The sequence below is a fragment of the Paenibacillus polymyxa genome (genome assembly GCF_001719045.1).
Taxonomy (GTDB): Bacteria; Bacillota; Bacilli; order Paenibacillales; family Paenibacillaceae; genus Paenibacillus; species Paenibacillus polymyxa_B.
The window spans coordinates 4,802,025-4,818,650 of record NZ_CP015423.1 but is presented as its reverse complement, the minus strand read 5'-3'; the positions used below and the strand labels follow the sequence as shown (position 1 = coordinate 4,818,650).

Annotated in this window: 17 protein-coding genes and 1 other RNA gene; 5 read left to right on the top strand and 13 right to left on the bottom strand. The window is 45.9% G+C overall.

Annotated features, from left to right (window positions below; genetic code table 11):
* Position 1 precedes the first annotated feature (1 nt).
* Positions 2–1,096, bottom strand: a complete 1,095-nt coding sequence (locus tag AOU00_RS21805; protein WP_061828594.1) for a quinone-dependent dihydroorotate dehydrogenase — start codon at positions 1,094–1,096, stop codon at positions 2–4.
* Positions 1,097–1,314: 218 nt separating this feature from the next.
* Between AOU00_RS21805 and AOU00_RS26720 the strand changes: the two genes are divergently transcribed.
* Positions 1,315–1,461 (top strand): hypothetical protein, encoded by a 147-nt coding sequence (locus tag AOU00_RS26720; RefSeq protein ID WP_023988033.1) that lies wholly within the window; start codon positions 1,315–1,317, stop codon positions 1,459–1,461.
* A gap of 27 nt (positions 1,462–1,488) precedes the next feature.
* Here AOU00_RS26720 and AOU00_RS21800 read toward each other — a convergent pair whose 3' ends face one another.
* From AOU00_RS21800 to AOU00_RS21790, 3 genes are all read right to left on the bottom strand, one after another.
* Positions 1,489–2,913, bottom strand: a complete 1,425-nt coding sequence (locus AOU00_RS21800) for a L,D-transpeptidase (protein ID WP_039270017.1) — start codon at positions 2,911–2,913, stop codon at positions 1,489–1,491.
* A gap of 268 nt (positions 2,914–3,181) precedes the next feature.
* Positions 3,182–3,424, bottom strand: a complete 243-nt coding sequence (locus tag AOU00_RS21795; RefSeq protein ID WP_013309730.1) for a ferredoxin — start codon at positions 3,422–3,424, stop codon at positions 3,182–3,184.
* 161 nt (positions 3,425–3,585) lie between these two features.
* Positions 3,586–4,866 (bottom strand): DNA polymerase IV, encoded by a 1,281-nt coding sequence (locus AOU00_RS21790; protein ID WP_023988030.1) that lies wholly within the window; start codon positions 4,864–4,866, stop codon positions 3,586–3,588.
* Between the two features lie 293 nt (positions 4,867–5,159).
* Here AOU00_RS21790 and cimA point away from each other — a divergent pair, with 293 nt between their 5' ends.
* On the top strand, positions 5,160–6,776 hold the full coding sequence (gene cimA, locus AOU00_RS21785; RefSeq protein WP_069291637.1) for a citramalate synthase: 1,617 nt from the start codon (positions 5,160–5,162) through the stop codon (positions 6,774–6,776).
* A 39-nt stretch (positions 6,777–6,815) separates the two neighbouring features.
* On the opposite strand, the gene AOU00_RS21780 is transcribed toward cimA, so the two are convergent.
* From AOU00_RS21780 to AOU00_RS21765, 4 genes are all read right to left on the bottom strand, one after another.
* Positions 6,816–7,463, bottom strand: coding sequence for a TlpA family protein disulfide reductase (locus tag AOU00_RS21780; RefSeq protein ID WP_069291636.1), 648 nt, complete (start codon positions 7,461–7,463; stop codon positions 6,816–6,818).
* A 162-nt stretch (positions 7,464–7,625) separates the two neighbouring features.
* Positions 7,626–8,363, bottom strand: coding sequence for an exonuclease domain-containing protein (locus AOU00_RS21775; protein WP_061828597.1), 738 nt, complete (start codon positions 8,361–8,363; stop codon positions 7,626–7,628).
* On the bottom strand, positions 8,360–9,442 hold the full coding sequence (locus tag AOU00_RS21770) for a DUF294 nucleotidyltransferase-like domain-containing protein (protein ID WP_061828598.1): 1,083 nt from the start codon (positions 9,440–9,442) through the stop codon (positions 8,360–8,362). The genes AOU00_RS21775 and AOU00_RS21770 overlap by 4 nt, the downstream gene beginning before the upstream one ends.
* Positions 9,443–9,490: 48 nt before the next feature.
* Positions 9,491–10,894 carry an ammonium transporter gene (locus AOU00_RS21765; protein ID WP_029516714.1) on the bottom strand — a complete coding sequence of 468 codons (1,404 nt, stop codon included), beginning with the start codon at positions 10,892–10,894 and terminating at the stop codon, positions 9,491–9,493.
* Positions 10,895–11,189: 295 nt separating this feature from the next.
* Between AOU00_RS21765 and AOU00_RS21760 the strand changes: the two genes are divergently transcribed.
* Positions 11,190–11,621 carry a MerR family transcriptional regulator gene (locus tag AOU00_RS21760; protein WP_023988024.1) on the top strand — a complete coding sequence of 144 codons (432 nt, stop codon included), beginning with the start codon at positions 11,190–11,192 and terminating at the stop codon, positions 11,619–11,621.
* Positions 11,622–11,660: 39 nt separating this feature from the next.
* The gene (locus tag AOU00_RS21755) at positions 11,661–12,332 is read left to right on the top strand and encodes a zinc metallopeptidase (RefSeq protein ID WP_023988023.1); all 672 of its coding nucleotides are present in this window, start codon (positions 11,661–11,663) and stop codon (positions 12,330–12,332) included.
* A 91-nt stretch (positions 12,333–12,423) separates the two neighbouring features.
* On the opposite strand, the gene AOU00_RS21750 is transcribed toward AOU00_RS21755, so the two are convergent.
* Both AOU00_RS21750 and AOU00_RS21745 read right to left on the bottom strand, forming a co-directional pair.
* The gene (locus AOU00_RS21750; protein ID WP_039270004.1) at positions 12,424–13,362 is read right to left on the bottom strand and encodes a glutamate biosynthesis transcriptional regulator GltC; all 939 of its coding nucleotides are present in this window, start codon (positions 13,360–13,362) and stop codon (positions 12,424–12,426) included.
* A 98-nt stretch (positions 13,363–13,460) separates the two neighbouring features.
* Positions 13,461–14,084 (bottom strand): rhomboid family intramembrane serine protease, encoded by a 624-nt coding sequence (locus AOU00_RS21745; protein ID WP_061828599.1) that lies wholly within the window; start codon positions 14,082–14,084, stop codon positions 13,461–13,463.
* Between the two features lie 119 nt (positions 14,085–14,203).
* Between AOU00_RS21745 and tpx the strand changes: the two genes are divergently transcribed.
* Complete coding sequence (gene tpx, locus AOU00_RS21740) at positions 14,204–14,722, top strand: thiol peroxidase (protein WP_023988020.1); 519 nt, start codon at positions 14,204–14,206, stop codon at positions 14,720–14,722.
* 90 nt (positions 14,723–14,812) lie between these two features.
* Here the strand turns inward: tpx and AOU00_RS21735 are convergent, their stop codons facing one another.
* The 3 genes from AOU00_RS21735 to AOU00_RS21725 form a co-directional block, all read right to left on the bottom strand.
* Positions 14,813–15,205: a DUF1499 domain-containing protein gene (locus AOU00_RS21735; protein ID WP_013309718.1), complete on the bottom strand. Its 393-nt coding sequence runs from the start codon at positions 15,203–15,205 to the stop codon at positions 14,813–14,815.
* 211 nt (positions 15,206–15,416) lie between these two features.
* Positions 15,417–15,611: non-coding RNA, 6S RNA (gene ssrS / locus AOU00_RS21730), on the bottom strand.
* A gap of 58 nt (positions 15,612–15,669) precedes the next feature.
* Entirely contained in the window at positions 15,670–16,431 is a 762-nt protein-coding gene (locus AOU00_RS21725; RefSeq protein WP_061828600.1) for a YesL family protein, read from the bottom strand.
* Between the last annotated feature and the right edge of the window lie 195 nt (positions 16,432–16,626).

Sequence of the window (16,626 nt, the reverse complement as noted above, 5' to 3'; positions counted from 1 at the left end):
TTTATCTGTGATCTGCACCAACAGCCTCGGTAATGTGTCTAAAGCCGTCCTTTCGAAGCAGCTCACGCAGGCCAGCATGTATAGCCCTATTTACTTCCGGCCCTTCGTAGATCAATGCTGTATAAATTTCAATCAGGCTTGCGCCTGCTTTAATTTTGTCATAGGCATCACGACTCGTGAAGATGCCGCCTGATCCGATAATAGGCAGCTTACCTTCCGTCTGGCGGTACACCCGTCCGATGACCTCTGTGGAACGGTCACGCAGCGGCTTACCACTCAGCCCTCCTGTTTCACTCGCATTTCGGTGCGTCAGACCAGCTCTGGATATTGTTGTATTGGTCGCAATAATGCCGTCTACTCCACTGGCAGCAATCGCATCTGTCATATATTCCAATTCCTCATCCGATACATCTGGCGCAATTTTAACCAGTACAGACTTGGCATTGCCATACTTTTTCGCCTGAACTCCCATCTCTGCCCGAACCGCTTCCAATAGCGACTTCAGTTCATTACCATGCTGGAGCTTTCGTAAATCCGGCGTATTCGGCGAGCTAATATTCACTACAAAGAAGTCCGCATACGGATACAGTGCGGAAATACACTTTTCATAGTCCTTATGAGCATCCTCATTGGGCGTGATTTTATTTTTGCCGATATTAACTGCGACCGGAACAGGTCGATGTTTGAGTGCAGCCAGACGTTTGGCCATGCTCTCAGCACCCAGATTGTTAAAGCCCATCCGATTGACTAACGCCTCATCGGGAGGCAGTCGGAACAACCGGGGCCGATCATTGCCGGGCTGTCCCACAGGTGTCACCGTTCCCACTTCCATAAATCCAAACCCGATGGAAGAAAAACCAGTAACCGCTTCTGCATTTTTATCCAGTCCTGCAGCCAGTCCAATCGGGTTGGGAAAATGAATGCCAAACAGATCAACGGCAAGATCCTCCGTTTCCTTGACTCCGTACATCCCTCGCAGTGTCGCTGCTCCACCAGGGAATGAGCCCGCATGTTTTAAGCCGTCAATGACTACATGATGGGCCGTCTCTGGACTCATTTTAAAAAAAACAGGTTTCGCAATCCTTCGATACAACACGATTCATCCACTCCGTTCTATGCCCTTGCACAATCCTAAAAAAACATCTCTACAAAATAGTTTAGCTTTTTCCATACCAAAAAGAAAGTAATTTGCGAGGTGTAGCTCCAGAACAATTCAGTTGTCATAGAGATGTCATTGAAAATGTATAATCAAACCATTTACAATGGACATAGTAAGACAAGACCTTAGCCCGTTAGAAAAGAGGGATTGCTGATATGAAGACCAAGCGCAAGCCGCCTAGTCTGCAAAAGAAAAAGGATGAGGTGAACAAGAAAGCGATTGTATGGACCGCCGTCAGCTTTGTTCTCCTCATCATTGTGATTATTCTGGTCATTGTTTTAGCACAAGCAGGAAATCGTTAAACACCAAGTAGCAATAGCATCAAAACGTTAATTTAGCCAGTGATAGGTTTTGCGGGGATTCGTCTGGTCATGCTGCGGCTCACTTGTAAATCGAGAACCAGGCACAAGCACTTGATCAGGCAATCCCCCGTTACCAATAACTACCTCCGTACCCGAAGGTACGAGTGCAAACAATTCCTCCACATCCTCTTTACCCATTCGGACGCAACCCAACGACTCATTTTTGCCAATGCTGTCCGGCTCGTTCGTGCCATGAATGGCATAATTCGTTGCAGACAGTTGCATTCCACGGCTGCCAAACTCACCGTTGGATTTGCCGTTCGGATTTACTACTTTATCGGTAATCACAAACTTCCCTTCTGGTGTTCTTTCTCCGCCCAAACCGATAGGATAATTTCGAATAAGTACATTGCCACTTACCAGGGCGAGCCTGTGCTTGGATTTGTCCACCACAATTCGCAGCGGTTGCCCCAGAAAAGGTCGTCCGTGCAATGACGATGCCAGTAATGGACTGCTTTCGGCCGACGAGTCAGCGTCTAAATCTACTGCCTTCCCTGTTCCCTGTCCTGATGAAGCAAGTAAATTACGCATAGGTGTAAAAGCCTTCTTCATCCCGTCTGTCGTACCGTACATCGTGTTAGCGGGAAAGTCTCGAGTCAATTCATCAAGACTCTGGGGAAGACGTTGATGCTGTGAGCGAAAAGCACGCATGGAGCTATTCAACACAGCTAATTCCTCCTGTCCAGCAGCCCATTTTAGACCTGCTTTGCGAAGATTTTCACTGTCTGACGGCTTGCAAGCACACGCAGCGGCGTCGTAAGACTGAACAGCTAATCCACCGTTTCCTTTGTTCTGTACACTAAGTAAGGGCTTCATACCCTCTCTCCAGAGCAGCCATGAGCCCCCTTGCTCCATACCCAACACTGTAGTCTTGGACGGCAGTCGGCTAGTCTTAGCCAACAAATCAGTAAGCCCCGTTCCAGCTCCACTCCCTTTTCGAGCTTGAGCCGTAAACACACCACCAACCACACCGATCTGGGCCATTTCCTTCGGATCAGCAGTGGCCACTTTCGTAACTTCAATATTATCAATTGCTACCTGCTCAGTTCCAGATGGAACTGATGCATTTTCATTTGAAGGTCTCGGTGAATTGGCTGAAGGAACCCATACGAGCAGTAGTACCATTAACGCAGTTAACAGGTGGCGTGTTCGAGCCGTCCTTCGCTCCTTCTCCTTGGACATTTGAACCAGTTTATCCTGATATTCCATCCATACGTCTGCCGGAATCTGTTTATGCTCGAAGGCTTCGAACACTTCTCCTGCACGATTAAAGCAATAATTTGCTTTGCCCTCCTGACCGCTGCTCTCATACTCTTTGCCGAGTAAATACCAGGCCATTTTATTATCAGGGTGTTTTTTTACATACGATTTAAGATGAGGCGAATGGTTCATCGGATCCTCCTGATCGTGTAATCTTGCATACTTCCTATTATGTATATCGGCAAAAATAGACTCGATGGACAGCACATAAGAAAAACGCCTATCGACGCACTTTCACGGAAGCTAGACCGCGCTTGGCAGAAGTTTTTCTTGCGATTATAGAATAGTTCACCTCCGCTGAACCATTCTATAATCTAAAAAAAACAGCACCAACAGCTTACTTTCACCGTTATACGGCGAAGGGAGCTGTCAGTGCTGTGCCTATCGAAGAAGCCTACGCTTAACCTTCTTTATTGAACGGCTCGTCTGCTACTTTGATGGAATCTGTAGGGCAACCGTCACAAGCATCCTGCATATCATCAAACAAATCTTCTGAGATCGCCTTGATGCCTTGGTTTGCATCCCCTTCAAAGATCACTTCTGCCAAACCTTCATCATCATAATCATAAATGTCTGGTGCTGTAGCGCCACAGGCTCCGCAAGCAATGCATGTATCTTTTTCTACCCAAGTGTATTTAGCCATAACTTTTCTCTTCCTCCTATACAATCAAACAAACCAGCTTTTGCATTCTATTCACATATTAATACAAACCCAATATTATTACAAATTATTTTCCTTTATCCTTCATGCAAAAAACACTTATAACGTAAGCTTCTGATGTTTGCAATAAATCACCCAGAAGTTCACTCCGGAGTTGGTAGATTGTCTTTTTGCAGCGAAGTTCCGCGCAACTTGGAGTTGCGAAGAAGTACCGAAGGATCATCTCCCAGCATCCCAGCGGTCAAAATTGCATTTTCACCAAACTTATCGCGCAGTGCATCCATCGTCTTCAATAAGCTTTCTTTCTTAGGCTGATCCTGGTATTCAAATAGATCCATTTGAACGGCCGCTTCCTCCTTTGGAATGAGCTGCTGTAGCGTAATCCCCAGCAAGCGCACAGGCTTATCTTCTCCCCAATGGCGACGATACAACGCACAAGCTTCCTTATATATGTCCTCTGCACTTTCCGTAGGAGTGCTCCTTACTTGAGAACGCGTAAAGGTCTTCATATCCGGCGTCCGAATCGTCAGTTGTATACCTCCTGCCAGCATACCGTGTCGTCGAAGCCGCCGGGCTACCTGATCACTAATGTTAAGAAGTACCCGTTGGGCTTCTTCCAGCTTTACCACATCCATAGGCAGGGTAGTCGTGTGACCAATGGACTTGTTTGGCTCCCGTTCAGTGCTGACTGGAGAATGGTTAATCCCATTAGCGGCCAATTTTAACCACGAACCCGTCACACCAAATACGCCAACCAGCATATGCTCATCAGCCTTAGCTAGTTGTCCAATGGTGCGAATGTTCATTTGTAGAAGCTTATCTGCCGTTTTGCGGCCCACACCAAACAATTGACCACAAGGAAGGTTCCACAAAATGTTGGGTACATCACGCAAACGTAGAATAGATATCCCGCGTGGTTTTTTCAGATCAGAGGCCATTTTGGCCAGCAACTTGTTGGGAGCAACTCCAATTGAACAGGGCAGACCCAGTTCGTCCTCTACTCTGCGCTGGATTTCCTCAGCAATTTCCATAGGTGTTCCAAACTGTTTGGAGCCAGAAATATCCAGATAGCACTCATCGATTGAAGTTGCTTCCAGCATAGGCGTATATGAATAGGCAATACTCATAAATGCCTTGGAATAACGACGATACAAGTGAAAATCAGGCTGTATTACGATGAGCTGCGGACAGATCCGACGAGCCTGCTGAACGACCATCCCTGTTGAAATGCCCAATCGTCGAGCTTCATAAGAGCAGGTTACAATTACACCTTTGCGCAGCTCACTACTGCCTGCCACCGCGGTAGGCAGTCCCTTATATTTCTCCGGCTCCTCCGCTGCATGAACGGAACAATAAAATGCATTCATATCCACATGCAGAATAACTCGTCCACCAGCCGGATAATAAGCACTGACATCTTTCATGCTCAACCCTTCTTTTTAACTGTAAATTCACCCGTCATCGCGGAATATGTGTTTTGATTTTATACTTGAAATACCCTTAAATGCTATTTCTATTTTACATTAAAAATAAAGGTTTTGCGGCTAAAAATGATAATTATATATTACAATTGAAGTCATAAGTTGATATAATCGACTAACATACAAACACGACCAACTAACGCTTTCCTGTTTTTAAGCGTTAAACAACTAAATTAATGTGCTTAAAAAAAGCAGAGCATCACCAATCTGAGCAATCCGCAAAGGAGGAGTCCCTCATGTCCACCGCTATTTCTATCTTTGACACAACGCTGCGAGACGGCACTCAAGGAGAAGGAATTAGCTTGTCTGCTGATGACAAATTGAAAATCGCCAAAAAACTCGATGATCTCGGTGTTCATTATATTGAAGGCGGGATTCCCGGAAGCAACAGCAAGGATATCGAATTTTTCAAACGGGTACAAGAGCTAGGCCTTCAGGCAAAGATTGTCGCCTTCGGCAGCACGCGCCGCAAAGATAGCATCGCAGCACAGGATGTCAATCTACAACGAATTCTGGAATCCGGCGCTCAGGCTGCTACACTTGTGGGTAAATCATGGGATTTTCATGTACACACCGCCCTACAGACGACACTGGAGGAAAATCTGTCTATGATTTACGACTCCATCGCCTTTTTAAAGCAAGGGGGCATGGAGGTTATTTTTGATGCCGAACATTTTTTTGACGGATATAAAAACAATCCCGAGTATGCAATGGCCGTTATGAAAAAAGCAGAAGAAGCAGGCGCGGATTGGCTCGTGATGTGCGATACAAACGGCGGTACCCTACCGCATGAGATTCAGGAAATTGTCACTATGCTGCAAAGCCAGATAACGAGGTCGCAGTTGGGTATTCATACACACAATGACTGCGAATTGGCAGTAGCGAACTCTTTAAGTGCTGTACAAGCAGGCGCAAGGCAGGTTCAGGGTACCATCAACGGTTACGGTGAACGGTGTGGTAATGCTAACCTGTGCTCCGTCATTCCTAATTTGCAGCTCAAGCTGGGCTACGACTGTCTAGATACTGAGAAGTTAAATCAACTCCACAATACAGCCCGCTTTGTGAGCGAAGTCGCCAACGTCAATATGCCTGTGAACCAGCCTTATGTAGGCAATGCAGCTTTTGCCCATAAGGGGGGCATCCACGTGTCAGCCATTCTGCGCGACTCGCGAACTTATGAGCACATCGCTCCTGAACTCGTGGGGAACAAGCAACGGGTCTTGGTCTCCGAACTGGCCGGGCAAAGCAACGTGGTATCCAAAGCGCAAGAGCTGGGCATCACCCTTGACCCATCTAGTGATGAGGCACGTGGCGTAATTAGCCGCATCAAGGAACTGGAGCATCAGGGGTACCAGTTTGAAGGCGCGGATGCTTCGTTGGAACTGCTCATTCGTGAAGCAGGTGGTGAAGTGAAGGAAATGTTCTCTTTTGAATCCTTCAAAGTGCTGGTAGAGAAAACTGCCGGCCGCCCGGTCGTATCCGAGGCATTTTTGAAACTGAATGTCGCAGGGACGAGTGTCTATACCGCAGCTGAAGGTAACGGTCCTGTCAACGCGCTCGATAACGCACTCCGCAAGGCTCTTTCTCAATATTTCCCTGCCTTGCGGGACATGCATTTGGCTGACTACAAGGTACGTGTGCTTGACGAAAAGGATGCCACCGCCGCCAAGGTACGTGTGCTCATTGAGTCTAAAAATTACGAGGACGTCTGGAGTAACGTAGGTGTATCCGAAAATGTAATTGAAGCCAGCTGGGAAGCTCTCTTGGACAGTTTCCGTTACGCATTATTGGAAGCACCGACTCCAAAAAACGATCAGGCAGAGCTTACTCATCATGGATTAGTTAATCACTAATCAGGTGCTCGCATGAGCTTTTAAGGTGTCTTTGGGGGTCTACTCGGCTCCCAAAGACACCTTCTTTTTTTCAAGAGTTTCTATTTTGCGTTCCAACTCCTGCTCACTGAGCATGCCGATTATGATTTCGCGGACCTGTCCATGATGATCAACCATTACATGGGTTGGAAAAGCTACCCCTCCAAATCGTTCAAACAATGCTCCTTGCTCATCAAGTAAAATGGGAAATTTGAGATCCAAAGAGCGGGAAAACTTCTGTACATCCTCCAATCGATCATAGCGAGTTACATTGATACCATACACATCCACATCATCTTTGTACTTACTATACAACTCATTCAGCATAGGCGCTTCTAATCGGCACGGATCGCACCACGAAGCCCAAAAGCTAATAACCAAAGCTTTATTGCGCGTGGCCCCTACATCGTAGGTCTTGCCGTTTAACCCCTTTAAAATCATAGAAGGAAGCCGCTGCCCAGGCTTTATCTTTTTCATTACCTCTACCGCATCTGCTGTTTCATCCTCTACCTCTTTCTCAGCTTTAAGTCTTTCTCTACCGTATTCCTCTTTTAATGGTGCATTTTCCATGGACAGGATTGCTGCATAAGTTGTGTTTTCAATAACTCCCCACGAAGCCCCAACCACAACCAGCATAACCATCGCTCTGATGAAAAGAAATCTTTTCACAGTCTTATCACCTGTCTTTCGTCTAAATAACCCTTACCTTCTTCATAGGATGCCCATACTGTTCCCACCTCTAACCTTCTAAATCTGAACAGGACGCAAAAAAAAAACAGCAAACCCACGAAATCGCGAACTTGCTGTTTTTATGCTATGCCTTGTACTGAATCAGGCATGACTTAAATGCGCGTAGACATCTGCCAAATTGGTCACATTACGCTTCAACATTTCCTGAACATAAGCAACCCACAGCTTAGCCGTCATTTTCGCATCCTCTAACGCATGGTGCCGTCCTTCAATCGGAATGGATTGATAGGTCAACAATTCATCCAAACTGTAGGTTTGATGTTGCTGTGGCTCAAGCCATTTGGCAAGCATCATCGTATCCAGAACACGGTGAGTCAATTGAACTTTAGATGTTTTCCATAACGCAGCATTCAAAAAGGCCTTGTCATGAGCGCTAGCATGTGCCACAAGTACTCGCCCACCTACAAAGGACATAAAGTCGTGCAGTCCGTTCATAAGCGGTGGAGCTTCATCCGTCATTTCCCGGGTAATCCCAGTTAGCTCGGTAATATGCTCAGGAATCACAGTCCGTGGATTAACAAGCGTATAAAACTGCTCTTTTTCCATAATCATGTCCCCGACAACCCGAATCGCCCCGAACGATAAAATCTCATCTCCATGCTGTGCTGAAAATCCCGTTGTCTCCAGATCAAAAACTACCGTCTCCAAACGATCCAGCGGGGTCCGCAATACTTCAGAGCGCCGTTGCTCCCGGGTTAAGGAGCGAATAAACGCCATCTGCTGAGCCGTAGGAGCCCCCATTACAGATGCGATCGCAGACGGCACTCCTCCTCTGCGGAGAGCGCTCCAGAAGCCACTTCCCTGCGCTGGTTCCTTCATGACCTTCTCCCTTCCATAAATCGCAACTGCCTTTGCAACGCACGATGCAGCCGTCGTACTGTCGAAAGCGCCTCGCGCAACTCATGCCAGCCTTTACTTTGTTTGAGCGGCTTTACAGCCAGGTAGCCATTGCTGACCAGCAATCCATCATTCTTCTTCACCGGAGTAGCCATTCGAAGCTGAAGCGCGATCCGAAAGGCTCGCTCGCAAGCATCGAGTAAAGGCAACGGCGCCGCTTCCAATGATGCGAGACGACTGAGCCTTTTGAGGGTGGAGGTTTCCTCTACACCATGTTGTAACGCCAAAAAACGGACTGCGTTCACCAGCGGAATGTACAATCCGTATTTCACATCAAAATCGCCCGCATGCTCACCGAAGCGCTCGGTAACAATCTGACCTAAAATATTAAGTGTCGCTTTATGCCTCACCGTGTTCCGAAGTACCGCCGAGGGTAAATCAGGATGTTTTCGGAACAACTCATAAAAACTTCGTTTCCAGTTTGCAGATAATTGCTCATCCCCAGCGATATGCCTCATATCAGACGAGATAATCAGATAACGGATCGGCTCCCAAGCAAAATCGTCCGACCATTTTGTTAGCTGTTCTTGCCATCCAGACAATGTTTGGCGCCACAACGGCTCCGAGCACATTACTTTCCCCTCACATTTGGGATATCCCAAATACTCTAACATCGCAGACACTCTGCGACCGAACTCTCTAAAATACAATTCTTTATCAGCAGATATTGTGTCACTGATAATCATACCGTTATCCTGGTCACTCCACAGCGTCGATTCCGAGCGCCCCATGCTTCCGAAGGCTATAAATGCGTAAGGGACGGGAGGAGGGCCGAAGCCATCCTCAACCATCCCTTTTTCACACATTTGTACAGCTCTGGCCGCGATGCGGTCATGCATTTCATTCGCCGTTCGTAACCAATCTGATAACGGAGCGGAGGCTTGGGAAGCCAGCAGCCATTTTTGAGAGTCGACCCTGGCCTGCCTTAGCGATTCAGGCGTATCTGCTTGATCCATCGCTTCAGCGGAACTCACCCAAGAGGCCATATTTTGCAGTTCCATACTTCCATCTCCTCCGCTCATCCATACTGGTTCTTTATATTTTACATATTAGTTCACAATTCCAGAACGCTTTTCAGCCTCGGCAACCAACTTCATTTGCTCAGGATAGCCGTACGTACCGTGTTCACTGATATCCAGTCCCATCGTTTCTTCCTCTTCCGTAACGCGGATACCCATAATCGCTTTCATCGCACCCAGAATAATGAAGGAAATGACGAACACGAAAGCCAAGGTGCCAATCAGTCCAAGCAGCTGTACTCCTAATTGGGTAAATCCACCACCATAGAACAGACCCGCTTGACCTACACCTGTTATTTTTACAAGCTCAGGAGTAGCGAAGAACCCTGTGGACACTGCACCCCACATCCCTGCAACACCATGCACGGAGAAAGCATATACCGGGTCATCTACTCTTGCACGCTCGAACCATTGCGCTGTGAAGAAAGTGACGATCCCTGCTACTGCACCAATGACCAGTGCCGCCCAAGGGGCTACAAAGGCACAAGAACCAGTAATAGCAACCAAAGCCGCCAGCACACCGTTTAGCATAGCAGGAATATCTGCTTTTCCATATACCATCCAGGATACGAGCAAAGCGAAAACCCCACCTGCCGCAGCAGCAATATTGGTAGTCAAGGCCACATATCCAAAGAATCCGTCGTTCATAGCCGATACCGCACTACCTGGGTTAAACCCAAACCAACCAAACCAGAGAATAATAACACCCAAGATAGAGTACACCTGATTATGACCAGGGATAATGTTCGGCTTGCCATCTTTATTGAACTTGCCCAGACGCGGTTTGAGCAGCAGTGTAGCGACGAGTGCCGCCGTAGCGCCTGTCAAATGGACTACCGTCGAACCGGCATAATCCTGCATGCCTAACTTACCAAGCCATCCGCCGCCCCACACCCAGTGAGCTACAACCGGATAGATCACGATAGAGAACAAAATACCGAAGATAATGTATACACTTAATTTTGCACGCTCTGCCATTCCCCCACATGCGATAGAAAGTGATACCGCAGCGAAAGCAAAGTGGAACAAAAACATAATTGTAATCGGAACATCCAGACCTGAAAGAGCATCAAACGATGCAGCAGCATCCGTACCACTCATGAAGAAACCTGTCAGTCCCATAAATCCGTTACCGCCATCATTACCAAAGCCGAATCCAAATCCAAGTGCCCAGAAGGACAAAGCCGCAACACCCGTGGTGAGAATCGTTTTACCAGCGACATGGCCTGCATTCTTCATTCGTGTCGAGCCTGCCTCCAGCAATGCAAATCCCGCTTGCATAAAAAATACAAGTATAAATGCCAAGAACGTAAAGGCCGTGTTTAGCCCGGCTTGAAGTTGAATATTTGTCGGACCGTCAGCAGCAAACGCACCTACCGGAAAAGCTAATACTGTCAGCATGGCCAATAATACAACTAACCACTTTTTTCTCATGAAGCCCACTCCCTCGAATGTTAAGTTTCTTTACATTTCGTGAAATTCTTATTGTCATTATAATCAGAATACATGAAAGTTGACAAGATTTTTTTTATTATGTTAAAAAAATATGGTTCCAAACACTTCATGTCACATTTACTAACTATAAAAGTAGCTTGTTTCTGTCCAGAAAAAAGCATGACGTTTGACTGTATGGTTGGGAATCATGTAAAATATTCTTTATATACACTCCGTTTGCAAATGCTAATATTGAAGGTTGAACGAAGAGCGCGAGGTGAAGACAGATGGGGATATGAAGCTGTATCGAATTGGTGAGCTAGCCAAGGCGGCTGGTGTCAGCGAACGAACTATTGATTATTACACAAAGCTTGGTTTGATCACACCTGAAGAACGATCATTGAAAAATTATCGGCTTTATAATGATGAAACCTTAAACAGGCTTGAACGTATTAACCAAATGAAACAAGAGAAGTATAGCCTTGAGGAAATCAGACAGACACTGATTAAATGGAACTCGGTCGCGGGGGAAGAGCACGTCACTGACAAACTAACGAGTCTAGAGATGCACATGCAGCGTCTAGAACGTGAAGTCAATGAACTACAGCCTCTTTTGGGGCAGCTCAAGCCCGTTCAAGCGCGCAAGTTGCTTACTGGTCTACTACCACAAAGCGCCGCTTGTATCGAAGCTCTGAAGTATCTGCTGGAGCATAGTTCTATGATGTAGATGCCCGGGCTATGACGAACAATAATGGAGGGTTGCTTTATGATGGGTATGTATATATTGATTATTCTTGCGTTCGGATTATCCTTATGGGCGCAATTCCGTGTAAAAGGTACTTTTAATAAATGGTCTGATGTCCCAAATGAAAATGGGTTGACCGGTTATGATGCAGCTCGGCATATGCTGGATCGCAATGGTTTGCATGATGTACCTATTGAACCAGTACCTGGTGCGTTATCTGACCATTATGATCCGATGCAAAGAGTCGTACGGCTGTCCGAGCCCGTTTATTATGAAAAATCGATTTCTGCAGTTGCCGTAGCTTGTCACGAGGTCGGTCATGCCATTCAACATAAAGAGCATTATCCCATGCTAGCACTCCGTCATCGGATCTTTCCGATCGTAAACTTCGCTTCCGGGATTGCACCATTTCTGCTGATTGCCGGTTTCTTATTCAGCTACACGAACCTGATTGGCTTGGGTATTATCTTTTTCTCGGCTACTGTCGCTTTTCAATTAATTACATTACCGGTTGAATTTAATGCTTCCAACCGCGCCCGGGAAATTATGGTTTCCGAAGGGTTTATCCGTAGTGATGAAGAACGGGGTATCGCCAAAGTATTAAATGCTGCTGCATTAACTTATGTGGCTGCTGCTCTCGTTTCCTTGCTGGAACTAATTCGCTTAATCGGTATCTTTAACAGCCGGGATTAATTGCTTGTGTTGCAAAAAAGGTTGTTCCTCCACCAAGTTAACGGTAGAGGAACAACCTTTTTTTTCTTTATCTAAAACCAACCAGCTATACTCACTGCCCTAAATCCGCTTTTGCACTTCCATTCGGAGTAGCAACACTACCTTTAAGACCAAAATATTGCAACAAAAAAGTCCGGAATGACTTTGCAACTAATGGTAGCTTGTCATCTTTGCGATGAATCAAGCCTATAGTTCGCGTGACCTCTGGATCAACAATTGACACTCTTGCAGGTTGAAGCGGGTTGGTCTGAAACAACGCCATTTCAGGCAAAAGACTGACTCCCATACCTGCCGCAACTAATCCGCGAATCGTATCTGTCTCTTCACCTTCAAAAGCAATATCTGGCGTAAATCCTGCCTCCAGACAAGCCTGCCAGACAATCGGGCGTAACGAATATCCATCTCTGAACAGGATGAATTTTTCTCCTTTAAGCTGACTCAGCGTGATGTGTTTGGCCGTGGCTAAAGGATGATTGGGCGGGAGAACAGCAAACAACTCCTCGGTCAGCACCACATCCCCCTCTACATGATCATGACGATCCGGAAAAGGAGATACAAAAGCCAAATCCACCTCACCCGCTAACACATCACGAATTAAACTCGGGTACATCCCCTGTTTAAATCTGAATTTAACATTGGGATACCGCTTTCGGAATTCAGCCACCACCGTAGGAATAAGATGAATCCCCAAACTGTGCGGAAAACCGATGCGGATTTCGCCCCCTTCAGGGTCCAAAAACTCATGAACCTCCAAAACAGCTCGCTCTAAATCTTTTATAATCGTCTCAACCCGTTTGCAAAATAGCTGTCCCACTGGCGTTAGCTGCAAATTGCGACCCTTTTGCATAAAAAGATTAACTCCCAGCTCCTCTTCAAGCTGATGAATTTGCCGACTTACCGCAGATTGCGCCACATGTAGCTCCTCGGCTGCCTGAGTGACATGTTCTTTTTGCGCTACCTTCATGAAGTATTGCAACTGTCGTAATTCCACTCCGATATTCGCTCCAATCTGTTTTTCAACATCCGGAAGAAGACGTCAATCGAACATCATCCTCTTTCTTACCCTGCTAACTTACGGTAAAACTGTCTTTAGTGACGTTTGCGTTGGCCAGTCAATCTGATCATTAATCCATAAAGGAAAAACCCACTGAGTAATCCCCCGAAGTGAGCCGTCCAGTTAATGTTCGCTACAGCGAAAGAAAACAGGATACCAAACCCAAGCAGCGTGTACAGCGTTTTGCGCGAGGCGTCATCCATCAGTGACCGCTGGAACAGGGCAACGTATAGGAATGCTCCATAGATGCCATAAATCGCTCCTGAGGCCCCTACAGAGACTGTCGTTTCCGCCATCATGTTGTAATGCGCGATGGACAGTATGTTCCCTACAATGCCCGTGACCAGATACAATAACACATAGCGGAAGGACCCCAGCAAACGCTCCAGCGGAGGAGCGAATACGAGTATGGCGAAGGAATTGAACAGAAGATGATCAAACCCTGCATGTAAAAACATGGCTGATACATATCGCCACAGCTGATCAGTGAATGGCGCTTCATTAATCAAAGCTCCATATCGGATCAGCGTCAAACTATTTTCCGATCCACCCTGTACGGTGAGTACAATAAACATCACAATATTAATGAGCAAAATCAGACAGGTCACTGGGTAAAACCGCAAATAACTTTTCCAGTTCTCATAACGTAAAAAAATCAAGGCAATCCTTCCTTCATGGGTGTCTCCACCTTATTCAAATTGGACAATGTCTTTTATAAAAGATTATAATAGATTTCGGCAACGATAACCAATGCTAAAAACCAAGGAGGCTATTACATATGGCACAAGAACGTACAGGAGCTGCTACTTTTAAAGGCAATCCTTTGACACTCTTAGGTCCTGAACTGAAGGTTGGAGATCAGGCACCTGATTTCAAATTACAGAAAAACCTGCTAGAAGCAGCTACTCTCCAAGACTTTGCGGGCAAAGTCAAATTGATCAGTGTTGTTCCTTCTTTGGATACAGGCGTGTGTGACGCACAGACTCGACGTTTTAACCAAGAAGCTGATTCCCTTGGGGATCAAGTCGTGGTGCTAACTGTCAGCGTCGATCTGCCTTTCGCTCAAGCTCGTTGGTGCGGTGCTGCTGGTATCGACCGCGTATTGACACTGTCCGACTATAAGGATCATTCCTTCGGCGAAGCTTATGGTGTGTTCATCAAGGAATTCCATTTGGATCATAGAGCTATTTTTGTAATTGATCAAAATGACAAAATCGCTTACGTAGAATACTTGAGCGAAATGTCCGAACATCCTGACTATGACCAAGCGATTGCAGCAGTGAAAAAACTCGTCTAAATCAGACTGAATATTAAAAAAGCGAGTGAAGGGTTGCCTTCCTCGCTTTTTTGACGTTTGTCTGCCACATCACTGCTCACGCATCTACAATTACTGCACGACCTTATGAGCGGACAGCTTCTTATCAATCACAGCGAACAGTTGCAAAATGATGCGGTAATTCGCGCCCAAGTCCCCTAGCGATCCGCGTGAAGCAGAATAAATATCCACCGCACTCCGAACTGGCGAGACGGACAATATGGAAACGGTAATGTCGACGGTTCTACCGAACGCCGTTCGCTTCTCTAACGTAATCTCACCTACAGATGCTACCTCATGGAGTACCTTGTAGCCAGGAATTTTTTTCAAAATAGATGATACTTCTTCCCAAGCCTTGTCTCTCGATAAGTTATAATAGCGTGTCTTCATTTGGGGGTCCTTGACCCGGTCGCTTGTACCTTCTTGGCTGCGCACAATCCCTACCAGAGTCCTCTTCAACGACAAGACATTTCCTCCTTCACGATAATCGTTGCCGAAATGCAGCACATCGGTTTTTTTGCTGCAAGCGCTTTATAAAAACGTTAAACAACAAAAAGTTAACCGACCATACCTGTGGTATGCGACCTTAGTACCTCATGTCTTAGTTTAACATTGTTGCATACAAAAAACACCCTGTTTCTGCACGAAGCATGAACAGAGTGTATTCATTATCTTTGGAGTACCCGCCGATGCCGTCCGACCATAGCGTCTTCTGAACCTGCTTTAGCAGGTGGGTGACCGCAGAATAAACTTTTGAAGTCCCCTTGTCAGGAATTGACAGGGCTTTTCAGCTATTCATCCGTATAGATCTCCCTAGACATTGTCATTGGTTCAAAACAACAAATGACCGTAACGTGCATCGCAGGATGTGACCTTATTATAGCGCTTCTCACTCAGAAAGTAAATGCTAGGAGAAATATGTTTTATTTTTAGGGGTTATCACTTTTTTTGTCTTCAATGCTTGCCGTATCTTCATCTTTCTGCTTCATCTTTTCCATTTGATCCTGCATTTTGAGGAACGTTCCGTAAAAATTAAAGAAAGCGAACCAGGCAACCACGCTGCCAATGAAGAATAGGAAAAGCACAGGATATTTGACTCCGATAAATATAACAACAGCGCTGCCGAGCAGGGTAGAAAATACACGAAATGGTCGAATCAGCGTCAGTAACACCGCATTTTTAATAATTTGTCCGGTAGACATATGATAATGAGCCACCATCGAAAAGAAGTTAAACATAGACACAAGCAAAATAATGATAAGAATAAGCATAATTACGCCGACGATTTGCAAGTTGCTGAGTTGTGTCATATATACGGTATAATCCACATACATGATGACAAACAGCAACGTGTAAAAGATACCCCCGATCAAACTTTGCTTATAATTCTCTTTATACCCTTTAAAAAAGGTACGAAACACGCCCGTATCGGTATCGCCCATTACCCATTTGCGAACCACTGTGAACATAGCCGATGTGGCTGGAAATAAAGTAAGCGGTGCCAAAATAGCCATCGCCCAATTCATTTGTAAAGACTCATTAGCCAAATTCTGATTCATTACAAGTAGTTTCAGTATGAGGCAGAACACAAAAGGCGACGAACATAACACCCATAACAAATTTGTAGCCGCCAGTCGGGTAATCCACTCGGTCAGGCGGTAAATACCACCCATAGCTCCTTTAAACTCCAATGTCAGTCTCTCCCTCCGCAAGCCTTGGCAGTTCCAAGACTCATGTTGCTATGCCTATAAATTCCGGCTCTTGACTATATCATACCGTATTTCAGCCCTAATACGCCAGTGAAATCAATACGTGACCCATTAAAGCAGATCTCTAAAAGGTTCATACATACTGATTAATCATAACAAAAAAGCCGAAGCTTCATC